We start from the raw sequence: 22,665 nt of genomic DNA, 5'->3' as shown, positions 1-22,665 counted from the left end.
CGCGCGATCGTCGCCAACGCGTCCGCGTCGTCCTGCGTCGGACACGCCACCCGCACGATCTGACACCCCGACGCCGTCAGCTCCGCGATCTGCTGGAGCGTGGCACCGATGTCCGACGTCCGCGTCGTCGTCATCGACTGCACCGACACCGGCGCGTCCCCGCCCACCGCGACGGACCCGACCTGGATCTGCCGGCTCTTGCGGCGCTCGGCGAGTCTGGTCGGAACGGACGGCATGCCGAGAGAAATCGCAGTCATCTGCTGTGCAACCCCAAGTCGTGGATCAAGGTCTGGTCCCGTGCTCAGCGGGCTCCGGCCTTCGAGATTACGGCACCCGCCCGAGCCCGGGCACATCGCGCCGGTCAAACCCGCGCAACGGACGACGGCCGGGAACCAGAGGTTCCCGGCCGTCACCGAACGCCACATGGCTAGGAAATTTTGACGGGGTTAACCACATCGGCGATCAGGACGAGAATCGTGAAGCAGACGAAGATCCCGGCCACCACGTAGGCCACCGGCATCAGCTTCGCCACGTCGAACGGGCCCGGGTCCGGCCGGCGCAGCACCTTCGCCGCCTGGCGGCGCAGCGACTCCCACAGCGCGCCCGCGATGTGCCCGCCGTCGAGCGGGAGCAGCGGGAGCATGTTGAACAGGAACAGCGAGAGGTTGAAGCCCGCGACCAGCATCAGCGCCATCGCGAGCTGCTGGGTCGGCGGGATGTCGAGGGTGAAGATCTCACCGCCGACACGGGCCGCGCCGACCACGCCCATCGGCGAGTCGGCGGCGCGCGGGGCGCCGTCGAAGGCCGCGTTCCACAGGGCGGGGATCTTGCCGGGCAGGCTCGCGATGGAGTCGACGGCCTCGCCGAGCCGGTCGCCCATCCAGGTCACCGACTCGCCGAGGTCCAGGCGTACGACGCCGGTGGCGGCGCTGAAGCCGAGGAAGCCGGCGGTGACGTACTGGCCCTCGACGATCTGGCCGCTGGAGTCCTTCTTGGCGACCTGGTTCGTGGCGATCTTCGCGTGCAGGGAGACTTCCTGGCCCTTGCGCTCGACGACGATCGGCACGTCCTTGCCGGGGGTGGCACGGATGAGGTCGGAGAGCTGGTTCCAGTCGTCCGTCCGCACCCCGTCGAAGGAGACGATCTTGTCGCCGGCCTTGAGGCCCGCCGCCGCGGCCGGGGAGGGCGCGTCGGAGTCCTTGCAGGTGTCACGGTTCTGGCTCTGTGCGATGACGCACGGGGAGACCGAGCTGACGATGTTGGTCTGCTGGGAGATGCCGAAGCCCATCAGGACGGTGAGGAACAACGCCACCGCCAGGACCAGGTTCATGAAGGGGCCCGCGAACATCACGATGACCCTCTTCCACGGCTTGCGCGTGTAGAAGAGGCGGGTCTCGTCCCCCGGTTCGAGCTCCTCGAAGGCGGCGGAGCGGGCGTCCTCGATCATGCCGCGCCAGGGCGAGGTGGAGCGGGCCGAGATCCGGCCGTCCTCGCCCGGCGGGAACATGCCGATCATGCGGATGTAGCCGCCGAAGGGGACGGCCTTGACGCCGTACTCGGTCTCGCCCTTCTTCCGCGACCAGATGGTCGGGCCGAAGCCGACCATGTACTGCGGCACGCGGATCCCGAAGAGCTTGGCCGTGGACAGATGCCCCAGCTCGTGCCAGGCGATCGAGATCAGCAGGCCGACCGCGAACACGACTATGCCGAGGATCATCATCAGGGTCGTCATGCACGCGCCTCCGCGGTCGCCGTCGTCGTGTGTGCTGTCAGTTCCCCGGCCCTGGCTCGCGCCCAGGCCTCCGCTTCGAGGACGTCCGACACGGTCAGCGAAGTTCCCTTGCGCGGTGTGCCGTGCTCCTCGACCACCCGTGTCACCGTCTCCATGATCCCGTTGAACGGCAGGGCGCCGTTCAGGAACGCTTCGACGCACTCCTCGTTCGCCGCATTGAACACCGCCGGGGCCGTGCCCGCGAGCTGCCCCACGTGCCGGGCGAGCCCCACGGAGGGGAAGGCCTCGCCGTCGAGCGGGAAGAACTCCCAGGTCGAAGCCTTGCTCCAGTCGAAGGCGGGGGCCGCGTCCGGTACCCGTTCGGGCCAGCCCAGACCGATGGCGATCGGCCCTCCCATGTCGGGGGGCGTCGCCTGGGCCAGGGTGGATCCGTCCGTGAACTCAACCATCGAGTGGACATACGACTGGGGATGCACGACGACCTCAATGCGGTCGAAGGGAATGTCGTACAGCAGGTGCGCCTCGATGACTTCGAGACCCTTGTTGACGAGGGTCGCGGAGTTGACCGTGATCACCGGGCCCATCGCCCAGGTGGGGTGGGCGAGGGCGTCCTGGACGGTGACGTTCGCCAGTTCCGCCTTGGTCCGGCCGCGGAAGGGGCCGCCGGAGGCGGTGACGACGAGCTTGCGCACGTCGGCCCGGGTGCCGGCCGCCAGAGCCTGGAAGAGGGCCGCGTGCTCGGAGTCCACCGGAATGATCTGACCGGGCTTGGCGAGCGCCTTGACCAGCGGGCCGCCGACGATGAGCGACTCCTTGTTGGCCAGCGCGAGGGTGCGGCCGGCCTCCAGGGCGGCGAGGGTCGGGGCGAGGCCGATGGACCCGGTGATGCCGTTGAGGACGGTGTGGCAGTCGGAGGCGGCGACCTGCGTGGCCGCGTCCGGACCGGCGAGGACCTCGGGGAGCGGCTCGCCCGTCCCGTACCGGGCGGCGAGCGCCTCGCGCAGCGCGGGTACGGCGTCCTCGCGGGCCACGGCCACCGTGTGCACCCGCAGCCGGTGGGCCTGCTCGGCGAGCAGCTCGACCCGGCCGCCCGCGGCGGACAGGGCGGTGACGCGGAAGCGGTCCGGGTTGCGCAGGACGAGGTCGATGGCCTGGGTGCCGATCGAGCCGGTGGAGCCGAGGATCACCACGTCCTTGGGGCCGTCCCCCGCGACGGGGTCGAAGACGAGGTGCGGGTCGGCGAGCGGGGCCGGGCTCACGCGGCCGGCGGGGCTTTCGGTCATTGCTCCATTGTGGCCCGGTCCGCGGCGGCGGCTGACAGCGCGTCCTCGTCGCGGGACCGCCGACGGGCCCGGGAACCCGGGGGTGCCGGGTTCCCGGGCCCGTCGGGGCCGTGGAGGTGCGAAGGGGCGCGCGGCCATCGCCCGCGCCCGTGGGCCGCACGTGGAGGACACGCTCACGGACCGCACCCGGCGCCCGGCCGGGTGCGGCGGGTCCCGGTCAGCGGATCGGACGGTGGACGTTCTCCCGTTCGCTCGGCCCCGGTGTGGCGTCGGCGATCCAGGGGCCGTCTCCCGAGGGGTCGACGATGCCCTGCTCCAGCCATTCGTACGTGCCCCCGAGGACACCCTCGACGACCTTGCGGTCGATGTCGTCGGTGTTGGTCCACAGGCGGTCGAAGAGTTCCTCGACCCGGATGCGGGACTGACGGCAGAAGGCGTCGGCGAGCTGGTAGGCCTCGCGGCCGTGGTCGCCCTGGCTGCGCAGCAGTTCGGCGCGGACGCAGGCGGCGCTCATCGCGAACAGCTCCGCGCCGATGTCGACGACCCGGCCCAGGAAGCCCTGCTTGGTCTCCATCCGGCCCTGCCAGCGGGACATGGCGTAGAACGTGGAGCGGGCGAGCTTGCGGGCGTGCCGTTCGACGTAGCGCAGATGGCCGGAGAGGTCGACCTCGCGCTTGAACTGGTTGTAGGAGGCGGGGAGCTGGCCGGGTCCGGCGACCAGCTTCGGGAGCCACTTGGCGTAGAAGACGCCCGCGTTCGCCCCGGCCCTCGCCTTGTCGGACAGGGACTTCTCCGGGTCGATCAGGTCGCCCGCGACCGACAGGTGCGCGTCGACCGCCTCACGTGCGATCAGCAGGTGCATGATCTCCGTGGAACCCTCGAAGATCCGGTTGATGCGCAGGTCGCGTAGCATCTGCTCGGCGGGTACGGGGCGTTCGCCGCGGGCGGCCAGCGAGGCGGCGGTCTCGAAGCCCCGGCCGCCGCGGATCTGGACCAGTTCGTCGGCCATGAGCCAGGACATCTCGGAGCCGTACAGCTTGGCGAGGGCGGCCTCGATGCGGATGTCGTTGCGGTCCTCGTCCGCCATCTGGGAGGAGAGGTCGACGACGGCCTCCAGGGCGAAGGTCGTGGCGGCGATGAAGCTGATCTTGGAGCCCACGGCCTCGTGCTGCGCGACCGGCTTGCCCCACTGCTCGCGTACGCCCGACCACTCGCGGGCGATCTTCAGACACCACTTGCCCGCGCCCACGCACATGGCGGGCAGGGAGAGCCGTCCGGTGTTCAGCGTGGTCAGCGCGATCTTGAGGCCGGCGCCCTCGGGGCCGATGCGGTTGGCGGCCGGGACGCGCACCCGGTGCAGGCGGGTGACCCCGTTCTCCAGGCCGCGCAGGCCCATGAAGGCGTTGCGGTTCTCGACGGTGACGCCCTCGGAGGCGGCCTCCACGACGAAGGCGGTGATGCCGCCCTTGTGCCCGTCGGACTTCGGCACCCGGGCCATCACCACGAGGAGATCGGCGACCACCCCGTTGGTCGTCCAGAGCTTCACGCCGTCGAGGACGTAGTCGTCGCCGTCCGGGACCGCGGTCGTCGCCAGCCGGGCCGGGTCGGAGCCGACGTCGGGTTCGGTCAGCAGGAAGGCGGAGATGTCGGTGCGGGCGCACCGGGGCAGGAAGGTGTCCTTCTGCTCCTGGGTGCCGAAGAGCTTCAGCGGCTGCGGCACGCCGATCGACTGGTGGGCGGAGAGCAGCGCGCCGATCGCCGGGTTCGCCGAGCCGACCAGGGCGAGGGCCTTGTTGTAGTAGACCTGGGTGAGGCCGAGGCCGCCGTACTTGGTGTCGATCTTCATGCCGAGGGCGCCGAGCTCCTTGAGCCCGTCGATCACCTCGTCCGGGATCCGCGCGTCGCGCTCGATGCGTGCGGAGTCGATCCGGGTCTCGCAGAAGTCGCGCAGTTTGGCCAGGAACTCCTCGCCGCGTTGCGCGTCCTCGGCGGCGGGCAGGGGGTGGGGATGGATGAGGTCGAGCCGGAAGCGGCCCAGGAACAGTTCCTTGGCGAAGCTGGGCTTGCGCCAGTCCTGTTCCCGGGCGGCCTCCGCCACCTGACGTGCCTCACGCTCAGTGACGGTGGGTTTGCTGGTTGGTGCGGTCATGAGGCTCACCTCGCCGCGAATAGGGATCTTGGGGGACGTTCGTTACCGACCGGTGCTACTGGATCGTTGGTACCCGAATCCGGACCTGCCCACCAGCCCTCGTGCGCCGTTCAGTGGATGTCGGGCCCGCCCTCCGCCACTCCCCCGTGCGGGTGATCCCCGCGACCGTGAGAACCTTCGTGGTCCGGGGTCGGCGCGGTCCGCGGGGACACCCGCCTCCGGGCAGGTCATCGAGGCGATCGGTGTGACGGGAAAAGCAGTCGAAGCGCTTCGACAACCTATGGACACCCATCCCCGCTGAAGCTACTGTCGGACCACCCCCACCCGCCCTTACTCGTCACGCGCACTGTCGAAGCGCTTCAAAAGCTTGGAGAGCTGGATGGTCACCCTCGCCGAGGTCGCCCAGCACGCCGGAGTCTCGGCGAGCACGGTGAGCTATGTCCTCAGCGGCAAGCGGTCCATCTCCGCGACCACCCGGCTGCGGGTCGAGCAGAGCATCCGGGAACTCGGCTACCACCCCAACGCCGGTGCCCGCGCCCTGGCCAGCAACCGGTCGAACATCATCGCGCTGATGGTCCCGCTGCGCACGGACATGTACGTGCCGGTGATGATGGAGATCGCCATCGCGGTGGCCACCACGGCCCGCACGCACGGGTACGACGTCCTGCTCCTGACCGGCGAGGAGGGACCCGACGCAGTCCGCCGCGTCACCGGCAGCGGGCTCGCCGACGCGATGATCCTCATGGACGTCCAGCTCGACGACGAGCGGCTGCCGCTGCTGCGCGGCTCGGGCCAGCCGTCCGTCCTGATCGGGCTGCCCGCCGACACCTCCGGACTGACCTGCGTCGACCTGGACTGGAGCGCGACCGGCGCCCTGTGCGTGGAGCATCTGGCGAAGCTGGGGCACCACGACATCGCTGTCATCGGCGAGGCCCCCGCGGTGTACGAGCGGCACACCGGTTTCGCCGAGCGCACGCTCGACGGGCTGCGCTCCCGGGCCCGGGAGCTGGGCCTGCGGGTGCTGCACCGGCCGTGCGAGGGCGGGTACGACGCGATGGCCGTGACCCTGGCCCGGATCCTCGACGAACGTCCCGGCACCACGGGGTTCGTCGTGCAGAACGAGTCGGCCGTCGAACCGCTGCTCGCCCTGCTGCGCCAGCAGGGCCGCGCCGTGCCCGAGGACGTCTCGGTGGTCGCGATCTGCCCGGACCAGGTCGCCGTCCAGGCCTCGGTGCGGCTGACGTCCGTGGGCATCCCCGCCCCGGACATGGGCCGGCACGCCGTGGAGCGCCTGATCGCGACGCTCGAAGGGCGGGCGGCCGGTGAAGTGGTGCTGCTCGCGCCGGAGCTGACGGTCAGGGCGAGCTCGGGACCGGCGCCCGCCGCGTCCTGAGACCGCCCGGGGTGCCGGACCGGCCCGGGAGGCCGGCCCGGCACCGCGGTCAGCTCCCGCTGACGGTCAGGCTGTTGGCGGCGAAGTCCAGGCCGCCGGAGGACGAGGTGATCTCGAAGCCGAACTGCACGTCACCGATCGTCTCGTTGCCGAACCAGCCCTTGGTGTCCTTGATCCACTTGAGGATCGGCAGGATGTTGACGGTTCCCGAGGACGAGTTCGAGGTGCGGACGAACGAGAAGACGTCGTTGGCGCCGTTGTTGCCCTTGTAGACGGTCCAGGTGTGGCCGCCGAGCGTCAGGTTGCCCTGCGAGGTGCCGAGCGGCCCGACGGCGCCGGTCTTGTTGACCCAGAGCATGATCTCGTAGTCGTAGTCGGTGTCCCAGATGTCGTACGACGTGTTGTACGCGCCGGACGACGGGACGGTGACGTTGTAGCTGCTGGTCAGCGAGGTGAGCGAGGTGATCGACTTGTTGATCACCTTCTTGGAGTTGGGGTAGGCCTTGATGCCGCCGGTGTTGGGGTGGTTGGCCCAGACCCCCCAGTTGGTGCCGGAGTTGGCCCAGATGCACTGGCTGCCGGCGCCGGAGCCCCAGATGTCGTTGTAGAGCGTGTAGCCGTTCAGGGTGGTGCTGCCCCACTGGTCGCAGGAGGACCAGACGGCGGCGGAGGCGGGCGCCGCGGCGAGACCGACGGTGGCGCCGAGCGCGAGGGCGGGGGCGAGCAGGGCCATGACGGCCCGGACGGGCGTGCGTGTTGCCATGGTGTCCCTTCCATGGGTGGGGGGAGGTGCGTGGGGTCACCACGTCCTCAGGGTGAGGACGTGCTCTTCTCCGGCGACGAGGTCGAGCGGCCGCGCGCCGCCGGAAGTCCTGAGTTCGACGCGCCGGGTGCGGGTCGGCCGCAGCACGGCCGTGGCGCCCTCGGGGCCCCAGGTCAGATCGAGCCCGGCGCCGAACCGGGTGCGCACACCGCGCAGCTCGCCCGCCGGACGGTCGGCCGGGAGCGCGGGCAGCAGCACCAGCCGGTCGGGGGTGGACTGCACCAGCATCTCGATCAGCACCGCGGGCAGGGTGTGCGCGGCGTCGGCGTTGTAGACGTCGCGGGCGGGGTAGTGGGCGCTCATCAGGGAGTCGTGGAAGTAGTCGCCGCCGAGCACGTCGGCGAGCGCGTGCGCGACCCGGTCGGCGTCCCGCAGCCGGGCGGCGATCAGCGCCTGGTGCAGACGGCCGTGCGCCGAGTCGTTCTCCGCGCCGCGCAGGGCGAGGGCGCGATGGGCGGCGGCGGCCAGGTCCGGGGTGTCGTAGGGGTTGATCTCGTCGAGCGGCCAGACGCCGTACAGATGGCTGAGGTGGCGGTGGTCGTACGTGTCCTCGAGCCCGGGGCGGGCCCATTCGGCGAGCGCGCCGTCGGCGTTGACCCGGTGCGCGGGCAGCCGGCCGGCGAGGGCGCGCAGCCGGTCGGCGCGCTCGGGGTGGTAGTCGGCCGCGGTCAGCAGGGCGTGCCGGGCCGCGGAGAGGTCCATGGCCGCGTCGAGGGCACCCCAGCTCCCGCCCGCGGGCCGGTTCTCCGGCGAGTAGGAGGGGACGACGACGAGTCGGCCGTCGTCGTCGGTACGGGTGAGGAAGTCCTCGTAGAAGAGGGCCGTCTCGGCGAGTGCGGCGGCGGTGCGCGGGTCGCGGGTGCCGCGGCTCTCGTCGTGGTCGACGAGCGGCTTGAGCAGCCAGTCCGCTCCGGCGGTCCACAGGTGCAGCGGGTATTCGCGGCTGAAGTGGTACGAGAGTCCGGACTCGCCGTCGGTGTGCGCGGGCGCCACCACGCCCCGGGCGCCGAAGACCGCGCGGGCGTTCTCGCGCCAGTCCGGCAGCTGCCGCTGGACCAGGGCGGCCTGCGCCTCGGTGACCTCGGGCAGGTCGGCGGGGACGGCGGAGGCGGTCTGGAGGTTGAGGTTGGCGTCGGTGGTGAGGGCTCCGGACCAGGCGGTGTCCCAGTCGCCGGTCCACAGGCCGGTGAGGCGGGGCGGGAGCAGACCGGACGCGGACAGCAGGTGGTAGCGGCCGGCCGCGAAGAGCCGTTCCAGGAGTGCCGGGCTGCCGGGCCGCCGCAGCAGTGCGGAGCCGGGCAGGGCGCGGTCGACCGGGTCGGCGCGCAGGTCGAGGGTGACGCGCCGGTAGGCGGTGCGGTGGTGGGCGAGGTGGCGGGCCAGCAGGTCCGGGTAGGGCTCTCCGGTGAGCAGGGCGCGCAGGGCGCGGGCCTCCTCGGCAGTGTCCGGCTCGCCGGTGTGCCGCCGTACCCGGGTCAGCAGCAGCACCGAGGCGGCGCCCTCGATCCGGACGCCCGGCGGGGTGAGCGTGGTGCGGCCGCCCTCGACGGCCACCAGGGTCACCCCGGTGTAGGCGCGGTCGCTGCCGGGATAGCGGACGCGGAGGGTGAGCAGGGCGCCCTCGGGGGTGCGGACGGCGCCGTGGCCGACGGCCAGGCCCGCGGGCGCGCCGGGCAGCCGGTGGTCGAGGGAGATGTCCTGGGTGAGGTCCGGGGCGGTGACGTGCTGGACGATCACGTCGTCCGCGCGGGAGACGAAGACGCGGCTGGTGCGGCCGTCGTCGTGGGCGGTCACCTCGCCGGTGGCGAAGTCGAGGGCGCGGCGGTACGGCGTCGGCGTGGCGCGGCCGCGGGCCCGGGGTCGGGGGTGAGGTCGGGGGCGTGGGGTGCCGGAGGCGCGCAGTTCGGTGCGGAAGGCGGGGTGGAACGGCTGCACCCATTGCAGGGGCCGTCCGTCCGTGAAGTCCTCGGCGGCCGTGAGGTCGCCGGCCAGCAACCGGTCCTGGAGCGCGGGCAGTTCGGCGGCCAGTTCGGGGGGCCTTGCGTGTTCGCCGCCGTTGGGGCGGACCAGACTGTGATGGGTGACGACGACGCGGTCGACGTTCGGGTCACCGAACACGAGTGCGCCGTGGTGGCCGTTGCCGCTCAGGAAGGCGTCCTCCCAGCGGGCGGCCGGGGCGGGCTCCCAGGTGCCGTGGACGGGGCCGGACGTCATGGCTTGAGCACCGCCGCTCCGTAGCGGCCGAGGGTGAGCCGGCCGGTGACCGTCTCCCCGGTCAGCAGGTCCCGGTGGGTGCCCGGGACGTCGACGGTGACCGGTTCGCGCCCGTGGTGCAGCAGGAACAGCAGCTCGCCGCGGCGTACGGCCTCGACCCCGGCGGGCAGTCCGGCCAGCACGGGCCGGACCCCGGCGTCGTCGGCGACGACGGTGAGCAGCCCGCGCAGCGCGTCCGGCTCGGGCAGCGTCGAGACGTACCAGGCGCGGCCCCGGCGCAGGACGGCGGGCAGTCCGTCGAGTTCGCCGCCCTGGTAGGGGACCGTCTCGCCGACGTCGTCGGCCGCCTCGATCTCCTCCGACCACAGCGTGCCCAGGAAGCCGTCGCACGCCACGGTCTCCCCCGCCGCCAGCGGCCACCACTCGTGCAGTACGCGAATGCCGAACAGGGTGCGCAGCCTGGCGTCCATGCCGCCGGGGCGCACCCGGTCGTCCTCGTCGGCGATACCGGTCAGGAATCCGGCGACGAGGGTGCCGCCGCCTTCGACGTAGGCGAGGAGGTTGTCGACCGCCGCGTCGGTGAGGAGGTAGAGCTGGGGGACGACGACCAGGGCGTAGCCGGTCAGGTCGTGCTCGGGGTGGGCGAAGTCGGTGGCGACGTTCGCCTCCCACAGGGCCCGGTGCCAGGCGCCGAGGACGGCGACGGGGTCGACCTCGGCGGAGGGGCGGCCGTCCTGGACGCCCGCCCACCAGGCGTTCCAGTCGTGCAGGACCGCCACCTCGGCGCGACTGCGCAGGCCCGCCACCTCGCCGCCGATCAGGGCGAGTTCGGCGCCGAGCCGCTTGATCTCCTGGTGGGCGCGGCCCGCCTCGCCGGCGTGACCGAGCATGGCGGAGTGGAACTTCTCCGCGCCCTGCCGGGACTGGCGCCACTGGAAGTAGCAGACGGCGTCCGCGCCGCGGGCGACGGCCTGGAGGGACCAGAGCCGGTTGAGTCCGCGCGGCTTGGGACGGTTCACCCCGCGCCAGCTCACCGCTCCCGCCGCCTGTTCCATCAGCATCCAGGGGCCGTCCGCCTGGGACCGGGTCAGGTCCTGGACCAGGGCGCCGTGCTGGGCGCCGAGGGGGTCGGCGGGGTCGGGGTAGAGGTCGACGGAGACGACGTCCTCCTGCCCGGCCCAGCGCCAGCCGTCCTGGCCGATCCACAGCGGCATGAAGTTGGTGGTGACGGGGATGTGCGGGGTGTGCCGGGCGACGATGTCGCGTTCGGCGGCGTAGCACTCCAGGAGCATGTCGGAGGTGAAGCGCCGGAAGTCGAGCACCTGGGCGGGGTTGTTCAGGTAGTGGGCGCGGCGCGGGGGCAGGATGCCGTCCCAGGTGTCGTAGCCCTGGCTCCAGAAGGCGGTGCCCCAGGCGGTGTTGAGGGCGTCGAGGCTGCCGTACCGGGTGCGCAGCCAGCGGCGGAAGGCGGCGGCGGCCTCGTCTCCGTGGTCGGTGGTGCAGTACTCGTTGTTGATGTGCCACAGGGTGAGGGCGGGGTGGCCGGCGTAGCGGGCGGCCAGGTCCTCGGTGATGGCGGCGGCGTAGTGGCGGTAGGTGGCGCTGGAGTGGGAGAAGTGCTGGCGGCCGCCCCACCACTCGGTCCGGCCGTCGGCGTCCCGGGGCAGGGTCTCCGGGTGCAGTCGGCCCAGCCAGGGCGGGGGCGAGGAGGTGGGGGTGGCGAGGACGACCCCGATGCCGCCCTCGTGCAGCAGGTCCATCAGCCGGTCCAGCCAGCCGAACTCCCGCGCCCCCGGCTCGGGTTCGAGTCTCGCCCAGGAGAAGACGCCGACGGTGACGGAGTTGACGTGGGCGTCCCGCATCAGCCGGACGTCCTCGGCCCAGGTCTTCTCGGGCCACTGTTCGGGGTTGTAGTCGCCGCCGAAGAGGATGCGGCCGCGGGTGGCGTCGTCGAGCCGCGGCATCAGCCCTTCACCGCCCCCGTCAGCATGCCCTTCCTGAAGTGCTTCTGGACGAAGGGCGACAGCACGGCGACCGGCAGCAGCGCCAGCACCATGACGGCCATCTGCACGGCCAGCCCCGACAGTTCACCGGTCTTGATGGCCTGCCCGAGACCGACCGGGGCCTCCTGCTTCTGCACGAGCTGGATCATGACGTTCTGCAACGGCATCATGTCCTGGTCGTTGAGGTAGAGGGAGGCGTTGAACCAGGCGCTCCAGTAGCCCACGGCGTAGAAGAGCGTGATCACCGCGAGGACCGCGCGCGAGAGCGGCATCACGATCTGCCAGAGGATGCGCAGGTCGCCCGCGCCGTCGATGCGCGCGCTGTCGATGAGCTCCGGCGAGATGCCCATGAAGAAGCCGCGCAGCACCAGGATGTTGAAGACGCTGATCGCGCTCGGCAGGATCAGCGCGAGATAGGTGTCGGTCAGGCCCAGGGACTGCACGAGCAGATAGGTCGGGATGAGACCGGCGCTGAAGAACATGGTCGCCAGCAGCGTCAGCAGGATCCAGCGGTGGCCGAGCGAGCCGGTGCGGGACAGGCCGTAGGCGCACAGCACGGACACCGCCATCGAGAAGAGCGTGCCGACCAGGGTGATCAGGACGCTGATGACGGCGGCGCGGGTGACCTGGCCGCCGCCGAGCAGCTCCCGGTAGGCGACGAAGGTGATGCCCTTGGGCACCATCACCAGACCGCCGGCCTGGTCGATGGTCCTGCGCGAGGAGAGGCTGGTGACCAGGACGATCCAGAGCGGGAAGAGGATGCCCAGGCAGGCCAGCGCCAGGACGAGGCCCTTGCCCGCGAGGCCCGCCCGGCTGGGCGCCTCCTCCCAGACCGGTCGCGGCGGGGCGGCCCACCGGCCCGGTCGGTGCCCGGGACCGCGCCCGGAGCCGCGTCCCTGCTCGCGCCCGGACACGGGTACGGCCGCGCGCGCCGGCTCGTCGGTCGTGGCGGTCATTTGCGGTACACCCCCTGCTCGCCCATGAGATGGGCCACCTTGTTCGCGGCGAGGACCAGCCCGAGGCTGACGACGCCCTTGACGAGTCCGGCGGCGGCCGCGTAGCCGAAGTCCTGGTTGCGCACGCCGTTCCACCACACGAAGGTGTCGAGGACCTCCGCCGCGCCCGGTCCGACCGCGTCGCGTTGCAGCAGGATCTGCTCGAAGCCGACGGTCAGGGCGTCACCGACGCGCAGCACGAGGAGCAGCGCGATCACCGGGCGCAGGGCCGGCAGGGTGACGTGCCACATGCGCCGCCACCGGCCGGCGCCGTCCATCGCGGCGGCCTCGTACAGGTCGGGACTGACCGAGGCCAGGGCGGCGAGGAAGACGATGATCCCCCAGCCCGCGTCCTTCCACACGCTCTGCGCGGTGACGAGGAACTTGAAGGTCGCCGGGTCGGTCATGATGTCGAGGCCGTCGTACCCGTGCTGCCGCAGCAGCTGGGAGAGGAGCCCGGCGCCGCCGAAGAGCTGCTGGAAGACGGCGATGACCAGGACCCAGGAGAAGAAGTGCGGCAGGTAGAGGACCGCCTGTGAGATCGCCCGGACCCGGGGTCTGACCACGCTGTTGATGAGCAGCGCGAGCCCGATCGGGACCGGGAAGTACAGCACGAGCTGGAGGACGAACAGCACCAGCGTGTTGCGGACCGCGCCCCAGAAGGCCGAGTCCTCGAAGATCCGCTGGAAGTTCTCCAGGCCCACCCAGGGGCTGTGCAGCATGGAGACGATCCCGTTGTCGCTGACGTAGGGGTCGTACTCCTGGAAGGCGACGACATTGCCGAGGATCGGTATGTAGTTGAAGAGCAGGACCAGCACGACGGCCGGCAGGGTCATCAGGAGCAGCACGCGGTCGCGTCGCAGCCGGTGCCGCAGGCCCGGCTCTCCCCGAGGCCGCGCCTGCCGCGCCCCGGTGGCGCCGTCGGACGCCACCGGGGTCGTACCCGTCGTGTCGGCCTCGGTCCCGCTCCGAGGCACCGTGCTGTGGGACACGCCGTTCTCCTCGTCTCGCCGCCGGTCAGTTCGCCGCCGAGCCGTTGTCGTCGAGCAGCTTGCGGTACCAGTCGCGGAGCTGGTCGCCGCCCTTGCTCTTCCAGTCGGACACGGCCTGCTGCATGTCGCCGATCTTCTTGCGGCCGCGGACGATGTCGTCCTCCAGCTGCTCGAAGTCGTTGGCGAGGTTGGTCCAGCGGGCGGGCTCGGTGATCTGCATGCCGTAGAAGGGGGACTTCTTGGTGAAGGCGCCCATCCGCTGCTGCCACTCGACCTGGCCCCTGGCGACCTCGGGGAGGTCGGGGTGGGCGATGGTCGCGGCGGGGCTGGCGACCATGACGAAGGCGTTCAGTACGTCGATGTTGCCCTGGTCGGTCTTGACCGGCAGTCCGTCCTTGACGGTGTAGTGGGTGCCTTCGACGCCGTAGTTGGTGAGCATGTACTCCTTGGTGCCGTACGGCGCCGCGGTGACGTTCGCGACGGCCAGCACGTCCCGGATCACCGACTCGGAGGCCTTCTTGTTGACGAAGGCGAAGATGCCGGCCGGGTTCTTGGCCCACAGGGTGGGGTTGCCGCCCGCGTGACCGGGGATGTCCATGCCCCAGATCCGGAAGTCCGGGTTCTGGGTGGCCTGGGCGGCGGCCTGGCCGTACCACTGGGAGATGTCCTGGTTGTAGATGAGGAACTCGCCGGCCACGAACTTGGGGGCCGGGTCGGTGGCCTGGCTCTTGCCCAGCTTGGCGTCGGGGTGGACGAGTTCGTCGGCGAACAGCTTGCGGGTCCACTCCAGCGCCTCGAGGTACTCCTGGGTCTCGATGCGGTTGACCAGCTTGCCGTCGACGAGGTTCCAGCCGAGCGACTTCTCGTCGCCGGACAGCACGCCGAACATGTTGAAGGCGGTCCACTTCATGTCCAGGCAGGCCCAGCGCTTGGCCTTGGCGTTGGTGATCTCCTTGGCCAGGGCGTGGAACTCGTCGGCGGAGGTGGGGACCTGGTACCCCTCCTTGTCGAAGACGTCCTTGCGGTAGAAGGGCACGATGCTCGTGACGTACGAGGAGGGCATCGGCAGGCCGCGCAGCTTGCCGCCGAACAGGGAGCGCTGCCAGGCGTCCGTCGGGATCGCGGCGAGGTTCGGGTACTGCTTGACGGCGTCGCCGGAGAGGTAGGGCCCGAGGTCGACGAACTTGGCGATGACGGCGCTGGGGATCTTGCCGGTCATGTTCCAGCCGGGGACGACCACCACGTCCGGTACGTCGCTGGAGGCGAGGACCGCGCCGAGCTTCTGGTCGTAGGTGTTGCCGTCCTGGTTCTGCCAGACGACGTCGACGCCGATGAGGTCGTTCATCGCCGTGTAGTAGGCGTTGTCGGCCTTCGGCGGGGAGCCCCAGAACGGGGACATGACGGAGACCTTGCCGCCCTTGCCGAGCTTCTTCGGCACCGAGGTCTTCAGCGTGGCGAGGTCGAGCTTGCCGGTGAAGCCGACCGCGGAACCGTTCTTGGCGGCGATGTCGGGGGTCACGACGTTGCCGGCCACGTAGGCCGGCAACAGCTTCTTGGCGTCCTTGCCCGACGTGGTGCCGTCGCGCGAGCCGCTGTCCGAGCCGCCGCAGGCGGCCAGCAGGGGCATCCCTCCCGCCACCGCGGCGGTGGCGACCGCCGTCGAGGCGAGGAAGCTTCTCCGGCTCGGGGCGGAGGAGGCGGAGGCGGCGTTCGGCGTCATTGCGTCAACCCTTCGTGGCGCACCAGGACACCCGGCGGTGGCCGTCGGCTGCGGTGTCTCGAGTGGAACTGGCTGAGCCGAAGCGGATCCTCCGACCAATGCCGAGGAAAGTGCCCCGCCCGGGGGCAGCCTCGCAGTCGAAGCGCTTCGATGTTGCTGCGAGGTTAGGTGAAGGGCAGGGGGCGCACAAGGGTCGCTCCCAAGATTCCTCCGAGGTGTGCGAGCGGCTCGACCGCTCCCACACGGCTTGGCAAGTCGGCCATGCACCAGACTTGTTGACGACAAGTGCCTTGACACCCGCCCCTGAGTCGAACCAGCATCGAAGCGCTTCGAAGGCGTTGTGCCGCTCCATCGCAAGGAGATCCCCACGTGACCGCACCCTCCCCGTCCGCACCACCGTTTCGCGACCGGCGGCTGCCGTTCGCGAAGCGCATCGACGACCTGCTGGGGCGGCTCACCCTCGACGAGAAGGTCTCCTTCCTGCACCAGTTCGCACCGGCCGTGCCGCGCCTGGGCATCGCCGCCTTCCGCACCGGGCAGGAAGCCCTGCACGGCGTGGCGTGGATGGGTCCGGCGACGGTGTTCCCGCAGGCGGTGGGCCTCGGCGCGACCTGGAACCCGGAGCTCGTACGGCGGGTCGGCGAGGCGGTGTCCAAGGAGGTCCGCGCGATGCGCTCGCGCGACGACCGGGTGGGCCTGAACGTCTGGTCGCCGACCGTGAACCTGCTGCGCCACCCGCTGTGGGGCCGCAACGAGGAGGGCTACTCGGAGGACCCGCGACTGACCTCGGCCATCGCGGTCGCGTACACCCGGGGGCTGCGCGGCGACCATCCGGTGTACTGGCGCACCGCGCCCGTGCTGAAGCACTGGCTCGCCCACAACAACGAGACCGCCCGGGACACCGCGTCGAGCTCCGTGCGCCCCCGGGTGCTGCACGAGTACGACCTGCGGGCCTTCCGTGAGACGGTCGAGGCGGGCACGGCGGCCGGGGTGATGCCCGCCTACAACCTGGTCAACGGCCGCCCGAACCATGTCTCGCCGCTGCTGCGCGAGCAGTTGCGTCGCTGGACCGACGACGACCTGCTGGTCTGCTCGGACGCGGGCGCCCCCTCCAACCTGGTCGACTCCGAGCACTACTTCGACACCCACGAGGAGGCGACGGCCGCCGCGCTGCTGGCCGGCGTCGACAGCTTCACCGACCACGGCACCGACGGCCGAACGATCGTCGCGCGCGTCCAGGGCGCTCTGGAACAGGGCCTGTTGACCGAGGCGGACGTCGACATCGCGGTGCGCCGCCAGCTCTCCGTCCGCTTCCGCCTGGGCGAGTTCGACCCGGACCACGACCCGCACACGGACACCGGCGACTTCGACACCCCGGCCCACCGCGCGCTGGCCCTGGAGAGCGCCGAGCAGGCGATCGTGCTGCTCGACAACGACGGTCTGCTGCCCCTCGCCCCCGACACCCGCCTCGCGGTGGTCGGCCTGCTCGCCGACGAGTGCAAACTCGACTGGTACAGCGGCTCGTTGCTGCACCGCTCCACTCCCCTGGAGGCCCTGTACGAGCGGTTCGGCGCCGAGCGCGTGGAGTTCGCGGAGGGCGTGGACCGGGTGCGGCTGCGGACCTCCGCGGGGACGTTCCTGCACGTCCCCGCCACCGAGGACGCCTCCGAGGACGCCGACGGGGTGCGCGGCGCCGAGGGCGCGCTGGACCCGGCCCTGCTCGCGGGGCGCACCGATCTGCCGCCGCTCACCACCGACGTCCTCGGTACGGAACTCGCGCTGGTCGACTGGGGCGAGGGCGTCCTGACCCTGCGCGCCCCCGACGGCCGCTATCTGTCGGTCGCCGACGACGGGTACGTCCGCGCCTCCGCCGACCAGCCCGGCGGCTGGGTGGTCCAGGAGACCTTCCGTCTCGAACCCCAGGGCAACGGCCGCCTCCTCAGGCACCTCGGCACCGGCCGCCCCGTGTGTGTCGCCGCCGACGGCGTGCGGGTCGCCGACGAACCCGACACCGGCCCGGAGATCTTCGAACTCGTCCTGGCCGAGCGCGGCGAGGACGCGGTGGCACGGGTCGCCGCGCGGGCGGACGCCGTCCTGGTGGTGGCGGGCAACGACCCGCACATCAACGGCCGCGAGACGGAGGACCGTACGACGCTGCGGCTGCCCGCCCAGCAGGAGCGGCTGCTGCGCGCCGCCCGCGCCGCCAACCCGCGCACGGTCCTCGCGCTGGTCTCGGCGTACCCCTACGCGTTCCGGACGGGCACCCTGCCCGCCGTGCTGTGGACCGCGCACGGCGGGCAGGCCGCGGGCACCGCCCTGGCCCGGGTGCTGGCCGGCGACGTCTCCCCCGCGGGCCGGCTGCCGCAGACCTGGTACGCGGACGACGCCGACCTGCCCGACCTCCTCGACTACGACGTGATCGGCTCCCGCCAGACGTACCGGTACTTCGAGGGCACCCCGCTGTTCCCCTTCGGCCACGGCCTGTCGTACGCGTCCTTCGCCTACACGGACCTGACCGCGGACGTCACGGGCGGCACAGGCGGCACGGTTCGCGTCTCCTGCACGGTCACCAACACCGGTGACGTCACCGCCGACGAGGTCCCCCAGCTCTACCTGCGTGCCGCGGCCCCGTCGGTGGTCCGCCCGCGCCGGGAACTGGCGGCGCACACCAGGATCACCCTGGCGCCCGGCGCGAGCGCGCGGCCCGTCTTCGAAGTCCCCCTGGCGGACTTCGGGTTCTGGGACGTGGCGCACGGCCGGTGGCGGGTGGAACCGGGCCCGTACGAGCTGCTCGTCGGCGCCTCCAGCGAGGACGTCCGGCTGCGTACGACCGTGACGCTCGACGGTGAGCCCGCGACGCCGCGTCCGGTGCGCGAACGGGGCCTGGGCGCGGCCGACTTCGACGAGCAGAGCGGGATCGTGATCGTCGACCGTACGAAGGTGTCCGGCGACGCGGTGACCCCCGGACCGGCCGGTACCGGCGAACTGCTCTACCGCGACTGCGACTTCGGCGCGGGCGTCGGCCGGGTGACGGTGACCGTGGCGGGCACGGGCACGGTCGAGGTGTCGCTCGGCGGCAGCGCGCCGCTCGCCGTCCTCACGCTTCCCTCGCCCGGCTCAGGCCCGTACGACTACCGCACGCTCGGCGCCGGTCTCGCCGCCGAAGGCGTGCGCGACCTGCGTCTCAGGCTGCGCGGCCCGCTGCGGCTCGCGCACGTCGGCTTCTCCGGCTGAGGGTCCGGAGGAGGCCGACGCAGAGAAGGGGCCCGGTACCGAGACTCTCGGTACCGGGCCCCTTCGGGGCGTGCGTGCCGCGTCAGAGGGCGAGGCCCGTGAGCACCAGGACCCGCTCGTAGGTGTAGTCGTCCATCGCGAACTTCACACCCTCGCGGCCCACGCCGGACTGCTTGGCACCGCCGTACGGCATCTGGTCGGCGCGGTAGGAGGGCACGTCACCGATGACGACGCCGCCGACCTCCAGGGCGCGATGGGCGCGGAAGGCGGCCTGGAGGTCGTGGGTGAACACGCCCGCCTGGAGGCCGTACTTGGAGGAGTTGACGGCGGCGAACGCCTCGGCCTCGCCGTCCACCTTCTGCACGGTGAGGACCGGTCCGAAGACCTCCTCGCAGGCGAGGGTGGCGTCCGACGGCACACCGGTCAGGACGGTCGGCGCGTAGGAGGCGCCTTCGCGCTTGCCGCCGGTGAGGAGAGCGGCGCCCTTGGCGACGGCCTCGTCGACCCAGGACTCCACGCGCTGCGCGGCGGCCTCGCTGACCAGCGGGCCGACGTCCGTGGTGGCGTCGGAGGGGTCACCGGTGACCTGCGCCTCGACGGCGGCGACGATCCGCGGCAGCAGCCGGTCGTGGACGGCGGAGTCCACGATGACCCGCTGCACGGAGATGCAGGACTGGCCGCCCTGGTAGTTGGAGAAGGTGGCGATGCGGGTCGCGGCCCAGTCGAGGTCCGCGTCGCTCGCGAAGTCGCCGAGGACGACGGCCGCGCCGTTGCCGCCCAGCTCCAGGGTGCAGTGCTTGCGCGGCACCGAGTCCATGATCGCGTAGCCGACCGTCTCGGAACCGGTGAAGGAGATGACGGGAAGGCGCTCGTCCTGGACCAGGGCGGGCATCTTGTCGTTGGCGACCGGGAGGATCGACCAGGAGCCGACGGGCAGCTCGGTCTCGGCGAGCAGGTCGCCGAGGATCAGGCCGGAGAGCGGGGTGGCGGGCGCCGGCTTGAGGATGATGGGCGCGCCGGCCGCGATCGCCGGGGCGACCTTGTGGGCGCACAGGTTCAGCGGGAAGTTGAAGGGCGCGATGCCGAGGACGACACCCTTGGGGAAGCGCCGGGTGAGGGCGAGACGGCCCTGACCGCCGGCGTCGGTGTCGAGGCGCTGGGCCTCGCCGCCGTTGAAGCGCCGGGCCTCCTCCGCGGCGAACCGGAACACCGAGACGGCGCGGCCGACCTCGCCGCGGGCCCACTTGATCGGCTTGCCGTTCTCGGCGGAGATGAGCTGCGCGATCTCCTCGGTCCGCTCGGCCAGCCGCTTGCTGACGTGGTCGAGGGCGGCGGCGCGCACATGGGCCGGGGTGGCGGCGAACTCGTCCCGTACGGAGTAGGCGGCGGCGACCGCCTCCTCGACCTGGGCGTCCGTCGGCACGCCGACCTTGGCGACGAGCCGGCCGTCCCACGGGGAGGTGACGTCGAAGCTGTCCTCGCCGGTGACCTGGCGGCCGGCGAGCCAGAAGGCGTGGGTGGCCCCCACAACATTTTTCTGGGGCATCTGCGAGTTCCCGGCCCTTCCGCTTGGAGGTTTTCTTGGCTTTCCTCCACCACGGTAGGCCCGCGAGGACGAGCGGACGTTTGTCCGCGCAGGAGTGATGGCACCCCGGGACGCTACGGTTTGGCACGGTCGCCTCCGGCCCCTCCGCCGCGCCCCGGAACAGGGCACCCCTGGCGGCACCTTCATCCCCGGGTATCGGGCACCCGGCGCTGCGCCCGCGGACCGGACGGGCCGGGTCACGCACGGCCCCGGGGCAGGGTTGCCGCCGGGCTCCGGGGCCGGGGCCCGCCGGCAGGCGGGGCCGGCCGGCGGGCGGATCCTCAAGGCCGGACCGGTCCTCCGGCCCTGCCAGGCCCTCGGGCCCGGACGCGGCCTCGGGCCCGGACGCGGCCTCGGGCCCGGACGCGGCCTCGGGCCCGGACGCGGCCTCGGGCCCGGACGCGGCCTCGGGCCCGGACGAGCCGAGGTCCGACCGGATCCTCGGGCCCCGGACGAACTGCCGGGCTCCCCCGGACTCCCCGGCCTCGGGCCCGAACCCGCCTAAGCCCGGAGCAGTCGAGGTCCGGGGGCCGCCCAGGCCCGAGCAAGCCAGAGGCCGTCCGGAACCTCGGACCTCGGACGAGCCGCCGGGCTCCCGTGGACTCCCCGGTCTCGGACTCGGCCTCGGGCCCGGACGAACCGGGTTTCCCGGGGATGTGCGCGACCCGGCGCGGGCTCGGGTCCGGGTCGGGATCAGGGTCGGGGCGGGGTGGGTTCCGGGGCTGCCGTTGCCTTCAGGGCCAGCCAGAGTTCCATCCGTACGTCCGGGTCGTCCAGCGAGCGGCCGATAATCTCCTCCACCCGCCGCATCCGGTACCGCAGGGTGTGCCGGTGCACGCCCAGGTCCGCCGCCGCCGCGTCCCACTGCCCGTGCCGGGACAGCCAGGCCCGGAGCGAGGCGACGAGGTCGCCGCGGCCGGTCGCGTCGTGCTCGTGCAGCGGCCGCAGCAGCCCGTCCGCGAACGCCTTCACCGCGTCGTCGGCGAGCAGCGGGACCACGGACCCCGCGGCGAGCTGCTCGTGCTCGACGAAGACCCGCCCGCGCCGCCGGGCCACGGACAGCGCCTGCTCGGCCTGCTTGTAGGCCGCCCCGGCCGCGATCGGCCCGGCCGGCGCGGACAGCCCCACGACGAGCTCGTCCTCCTCGCCGCCGGCCGTCTGCTCGCGCGCCCCCGCGGCCCGCGCCGCCTCCAGCGCCGTCGCGTACTCCCCGCACGCCGCCACGGCCGCGCCCCCGTCCACCGCCAGCACCACCAGCCGCTCCCCCTCCGGGACGACGAGGACGGCCTCCCCGGCGCGCGCGGCGGCGGACTCGGCGGTCTCGGCCAGCCCGCCCAGCGGATCGCCGCCCGCCTCGGCGGCCACCAGCGCGGCCGCCGAGGGCTTGGCGGCGGCCACGCTCGCGGCCGGCTCGGACTGCGTGCGCGCGAGCGCGGCGGAGGCGGACGCGGACTCGGCGACGATGACCCGGAAGGGCGCGTCGAGCAGCCCGCCGTAGAGGTCTCCGGCGACCGCGCGGGCGTGGTCCGGCTCCCCGGCCAGCAGCATGCGCAGCACGGCCGCGCCGACCCGCTGCTCCGCGGCGTGCAGCGAGCGGGAGCGCTCGGTGGTGAGGGTGAGCAGCGCGATGGCCGAGTGGACGGCGTACCGCTCGGCGGTGCCGAGCGCGGCGGCCGTGCCCACGGCGAGCGCCGCCCGCGGGCGGCGGCCGGTGCCGAGCGAGTGGAGTTCGACGCGGTCCTCGTTGCCGGGGCCGCCGACCACGGAGGAGGCCGGGGCGGGCCGCTCGCGCAGCCGCTCCACGTCCGCGGTGAGCCGCGCGGCCCGGCGCAGCGCCCACTCCGGCGCGGTGGCGACGACGGCGCCCGAGGCGTCGTACAGCGCCGCCCAGCCGTCGACCTGCGCGGCGAGTGCGGCGAGCAGGCCCTCGGGGCCGGAGCTCAGGGTCTGCCGGGTCAGCTCGCGCTGGGCGGCGAAGCCCGCGGTCACGGCCCGGTACTGGTCGGCGGCGATCGCGGCGGAGACGGCCTTGCTGATGGCCAGGAACGGCGTGCGGCGCGGCACCTCCAGCAGCGGCAGGCCCTCCTGCTCGGCCGCGTCGACCAGCGCCTTGGGGATCTCGTCGTAGTTGACCCCGACGGCGAAGCCGAGCCCCACCACCCCGGCGCCCACGAGCCGCTTGACGTACCGCAGCATCGCCTCCGGATCCTCCGCGTCCAGGGTCAGCGCGGTGATCAGCAGCAGCTCGCCGCCCTCCATGTACGGGACGGGGTCGGCGAGCTCGCTGACGTGTGCCCACCGGACGGGCACGTCCAGGCGCTCCTCCCCCGCCCGCACGGTCAGCTTGAGTGCGGAGTGGTGGACGAGCGAGGCGAGCGTAGGGGGCATGAGGCCTTCAGGTCTGGGGGTCCGGTCCGGCGCTGTCCGTACGGGTCCGGGCAGCTCCGGTGGTCACCGCGACCTTTTGGCCGCCGCGTATGAACAACCTATGCCGATTCTGCCTCACCGTACGGTCATCGCGTGACCGTACGTTCACAGATGT

General features: G+C 72.4%; 14 protein-coding genes. 2 read left to right on the top strand and 12 right to left on the bottom strand.

Going from position 1 to position 22,665, the window contains the following annotated elements:
- From ACWC24_RS08070 to ACWC24_RS08055, 4 genes are all read right to left on the bottom strand, one after another.
- Positions 1-257: flavodoxin-dependent (E)-4-hydroxy-3-methylbut-2-enyl-diphosphate synthase (locus ACWC24_RS08070; RefSeq protein WP_450661975.1), on the bottom strand; the 257-nt coding region annotated here is incomplete at its 3' end.
- Positions 258-427: 170 nt separating this feature from the next.
- Positions 428-1,720 carry a M50 family metallopeptidase gene (locus ACWC24_RS08065; protein WP_450661985.1) on the bottom strand — a complete coding sequence of 431 codons (1,293 nt, stop codon included), beginning with the start codon at positions 1,718-1,720 and terminating at the stop codon, positions 428-430.
- An 8-nt stretch (positions 1,721-1,728) separates the two neighbouring features.
- Entirely contained in the window at positions 1,729-3,015 is a 1,287-nt protein-coding gene (gene dxr / locus ACWC24_RS08060; protein ID WP_450661974.1) for a 1-deoxy-D-xylulose-5-phosphate reductoisomerase, read from the bottom strand.
- A gap of 217 nt (positions 3,016-3,232) precedes the next feature.
- Entirely contained in the window at positions 3,233-5,164 is a 1,932-nt protein-coding gene (locus tag ACWC24_RS08055) for an acyl-CoA dehydrogenase family protein (protein WP_450661973.1), read from the bottom strand.
- A gap of 379 nt (positions 5,165-5,543) precedes the next feature.
- Here ACWC24_RS08055 and ACWC24_RS08050 point away from each other — a divergent pair, with 379 nt between their 5' ends.
- Positions 5,544-6,557, top strand: a complete 1,014-nt coding sequence (locus ACWC24_RS08050) for a LacI family DNA-binding transcriptional regulator (protein WP_450661972.1) — start codon at positions 5,544-5,546, stop codon at positions 6,555-6,557.
- Between the two features lie 49 nt (positions 6,558-6,606).
- Here the strand turns inward: ACWC24_RS08050 and ACWC24_RS08045 are convergent, their stop codons facing one another.
- The 6 genes from ACWC24_RS08045 to ACWC24_RS08020 are packed head-to-tail and all read right to left on the bottom strand — an operon-like array spanning position 6,607 to position 15,304.
- On the bottom strand, positions 6,607-7,320 hold the full coding sequence (locus ACWC24_RS08045) for a glycoside hydrolase family 12 protein (protein WP_450661971.1): 714 nt from the start codon (positions 7,318-7,320) through the stop codon (positions 6,607-6,609).
- Between the two features lie 36 nt (positions 7,321-7,356).
- Positions 7,357-9,594, bottom strand: coding sequence for a glycosyl hydrolase family 95 catalytic domain-containing protein (locus ACWC24_RS08040; protein WP_450661970.1), 2,238 nt, complete (start codon positions 9,592-9,594; stop codon positions 7,357-7,359).
- Entirely contained in the window at positions 9,591-11,558 is a 1,968-nt protein-coding gene (locus tag ACWC24_RS08035) for a beta-galactosidase (RefSeq protein ID WP_450661969.1), read from the bottom strand. Before ACWC24_RS08035 ends, ACWC24_RS08040 begins: the two co-directional genes overlap by 4 nt.
- Complete coding sequence (locus ACWC24_RS08030) at positions 11,558-12,553, bottom strand: carbohydrate ABC transporter permease (RefSeq protein ID WP_450661968.1); 996 nt, start codon at positions 12,551-12,553, stop codon at positions 11,558-11,560. The genes ACWC24_RS08035 and ACWC24_RS08030 overlap by 1 nt, the downstream gene beginning before the upstream one ends.
- Entirely contained in the window at positions 12,550-13,584 is a 1,035-nt protein-coding gene (locus ACWC24_RS08025) for an ABC transporter permease (RefSeq protein WP_450661967.1), read from the bottom strand. The genes ACWC24_RS08030 and ACWC24_RS08025 overlap by 4 nt, the downstream gene beginning before the upstream one ends.
- A gap of 25 nt (positions 13,585-13,609) precedes the next feature.
- Positions 13,610-15,304, bottom strand: a complete 1,695-nt coding sequence (locus ACWC24_RS08020) for an extracellular solute-binding protein (RefSeq protein ID WP_450661966.1) — start codon at positions 15,302-15,304, stop codon at positions 13,610-13,612.
- A 369-nt stretch (positions 15,305-15,673) separates the two neighbouring features.
- On the opposite strand from ACWC24_RS08020, the gene ACWC24_RS08015 reads away from it, so the two are divergent.
- The gene (locus ACWC24_RS08015; protein ID WP_450661965.1) at positions 15,674-18,538 is read left to right on the top strand and encodes a glycoside hydrolase family 3 C-terminal domain-containing protein; all 2,865 of its coding nucleotides are present in this window, start codon (positions 15,674-15,676) and stop codon (positions 18,536-18,538) included.
- An 82-nt stretch (positions 18,539-18,620) separates the two neighbouring features.
- On the opposite strand, the gene ACWC24_RS08010 is transcribed toward ACWC24_RS08015, so the two are convergent.
- Together ACWC24_RS08010 and ACWC24_RS08005 are read right to left on the bottom strand one after the other, a co-directional pair.
- On the bottom strand, positions 18,621-20,066 hold the full coding sequence (locus tag ACWC24_RS08010; RefSeq protein ID WP_450661964.1) for an aldehyde dehydrogenase family protein: 1,446 nt from the start codon (positions 20,064-20,066) through the stop codon (positions 18,621-18,623).
- A gap of 750 nt (positions 20,067-20,816) precedes the next feature.
- A complete protein-coding gene (locus tag ACWC24_RS08005; RefSeq protein WP_450661963.1) occupies positions 20,817-22,511 on the bottom strand; it encodes a PucR family transcriptional regulator in 1,695 nt (564 codons plus the stop codon).
- Positions 22,512-22,665 lie beyond the last annotated feature (154 nt).

This window comes from Streptomyces sp. NPDC001443 (assembly GCF_053597355.1).
Note: the sequence above shows the minus strand (reverse complement) of the source record. Positions and strands in the feature narration are given on the sequence as shown.

Bases quoted from the DNA above. Each gene is read 5' to 3' on its own strand.
- ACWC24_RS08065 (WP_450661985.1), bottom strand. From the start codon at position 1,720: ATGATGATCCTCGGCATAGTCGTGTTCGCGGTCGGCCTGCTGATCTCG.
- dxr (WP_450661974.1), bottom strand. From the start codon at position 3,015: ATGACCGAAAGCCCCGCCGGCCGCGTGAGCCCGGCCCCGCTCGCCGAC.
- ACWC24_RS08055 (WP_450661973.1), bottom strand. From the start codon at position 5,164: ATGACCGCACCAACCAGCAAACCCACCGTCACTGAGCGTGAGGCACGT.
- ACWC24_RS08050 (WP_450661972.1), top strand. From the start codon at position 5,544: ATGGTCACCCTCGCCGAGGTCGCCCAGCACGCCGGAGTCTCGGCGAGC.
- ACWC24_RS08045 (WP_450661971.1), bottom strand. From the start codon at position 7,320: ATGGCAACACGCACGCCCGTCCGGGCCGTCATGGCCCTGCTCGCCCCC.
- ACWC24_RS08040 (WP_450661970.1), bottom strand. From the start codon at position 9,594: ATGACGTCCGGCCCCGTCCACGGCACCTGGGAGCCCGCCCCGGCCGCC.
- ACWC24_RS08035 (WP_450661969.1), bottom strand. From the start codon at position 11,558: ATGCCGCGGCTCGACGACGCCACCCGCGGCCGCATCCTCTTCGGCGGC.
- ACWC24_RS08030 (WP_450661968.1), bottom strand. From the start codon at position 12,553: ATGACCGCCACGACCGACGAGCCGGCGCGCGCGGCCGTACCCGTGTCC.
- ACWC24_RS08020 (WP_450661966.1), bottom strand. From the start codon at position 15,304: ATGACGCCGAACGCCGCCTCCGCCTCCTCCGCCCCGAGCCGGAGAAGC.
- ACWC24_RS08005 (WP_450661963.1), bottom strand. From the start codon at position 22,511: ATGCCCCCTACGCTCGCCTCGCTCGTCCACCACTCCGCACTCAAGCTG.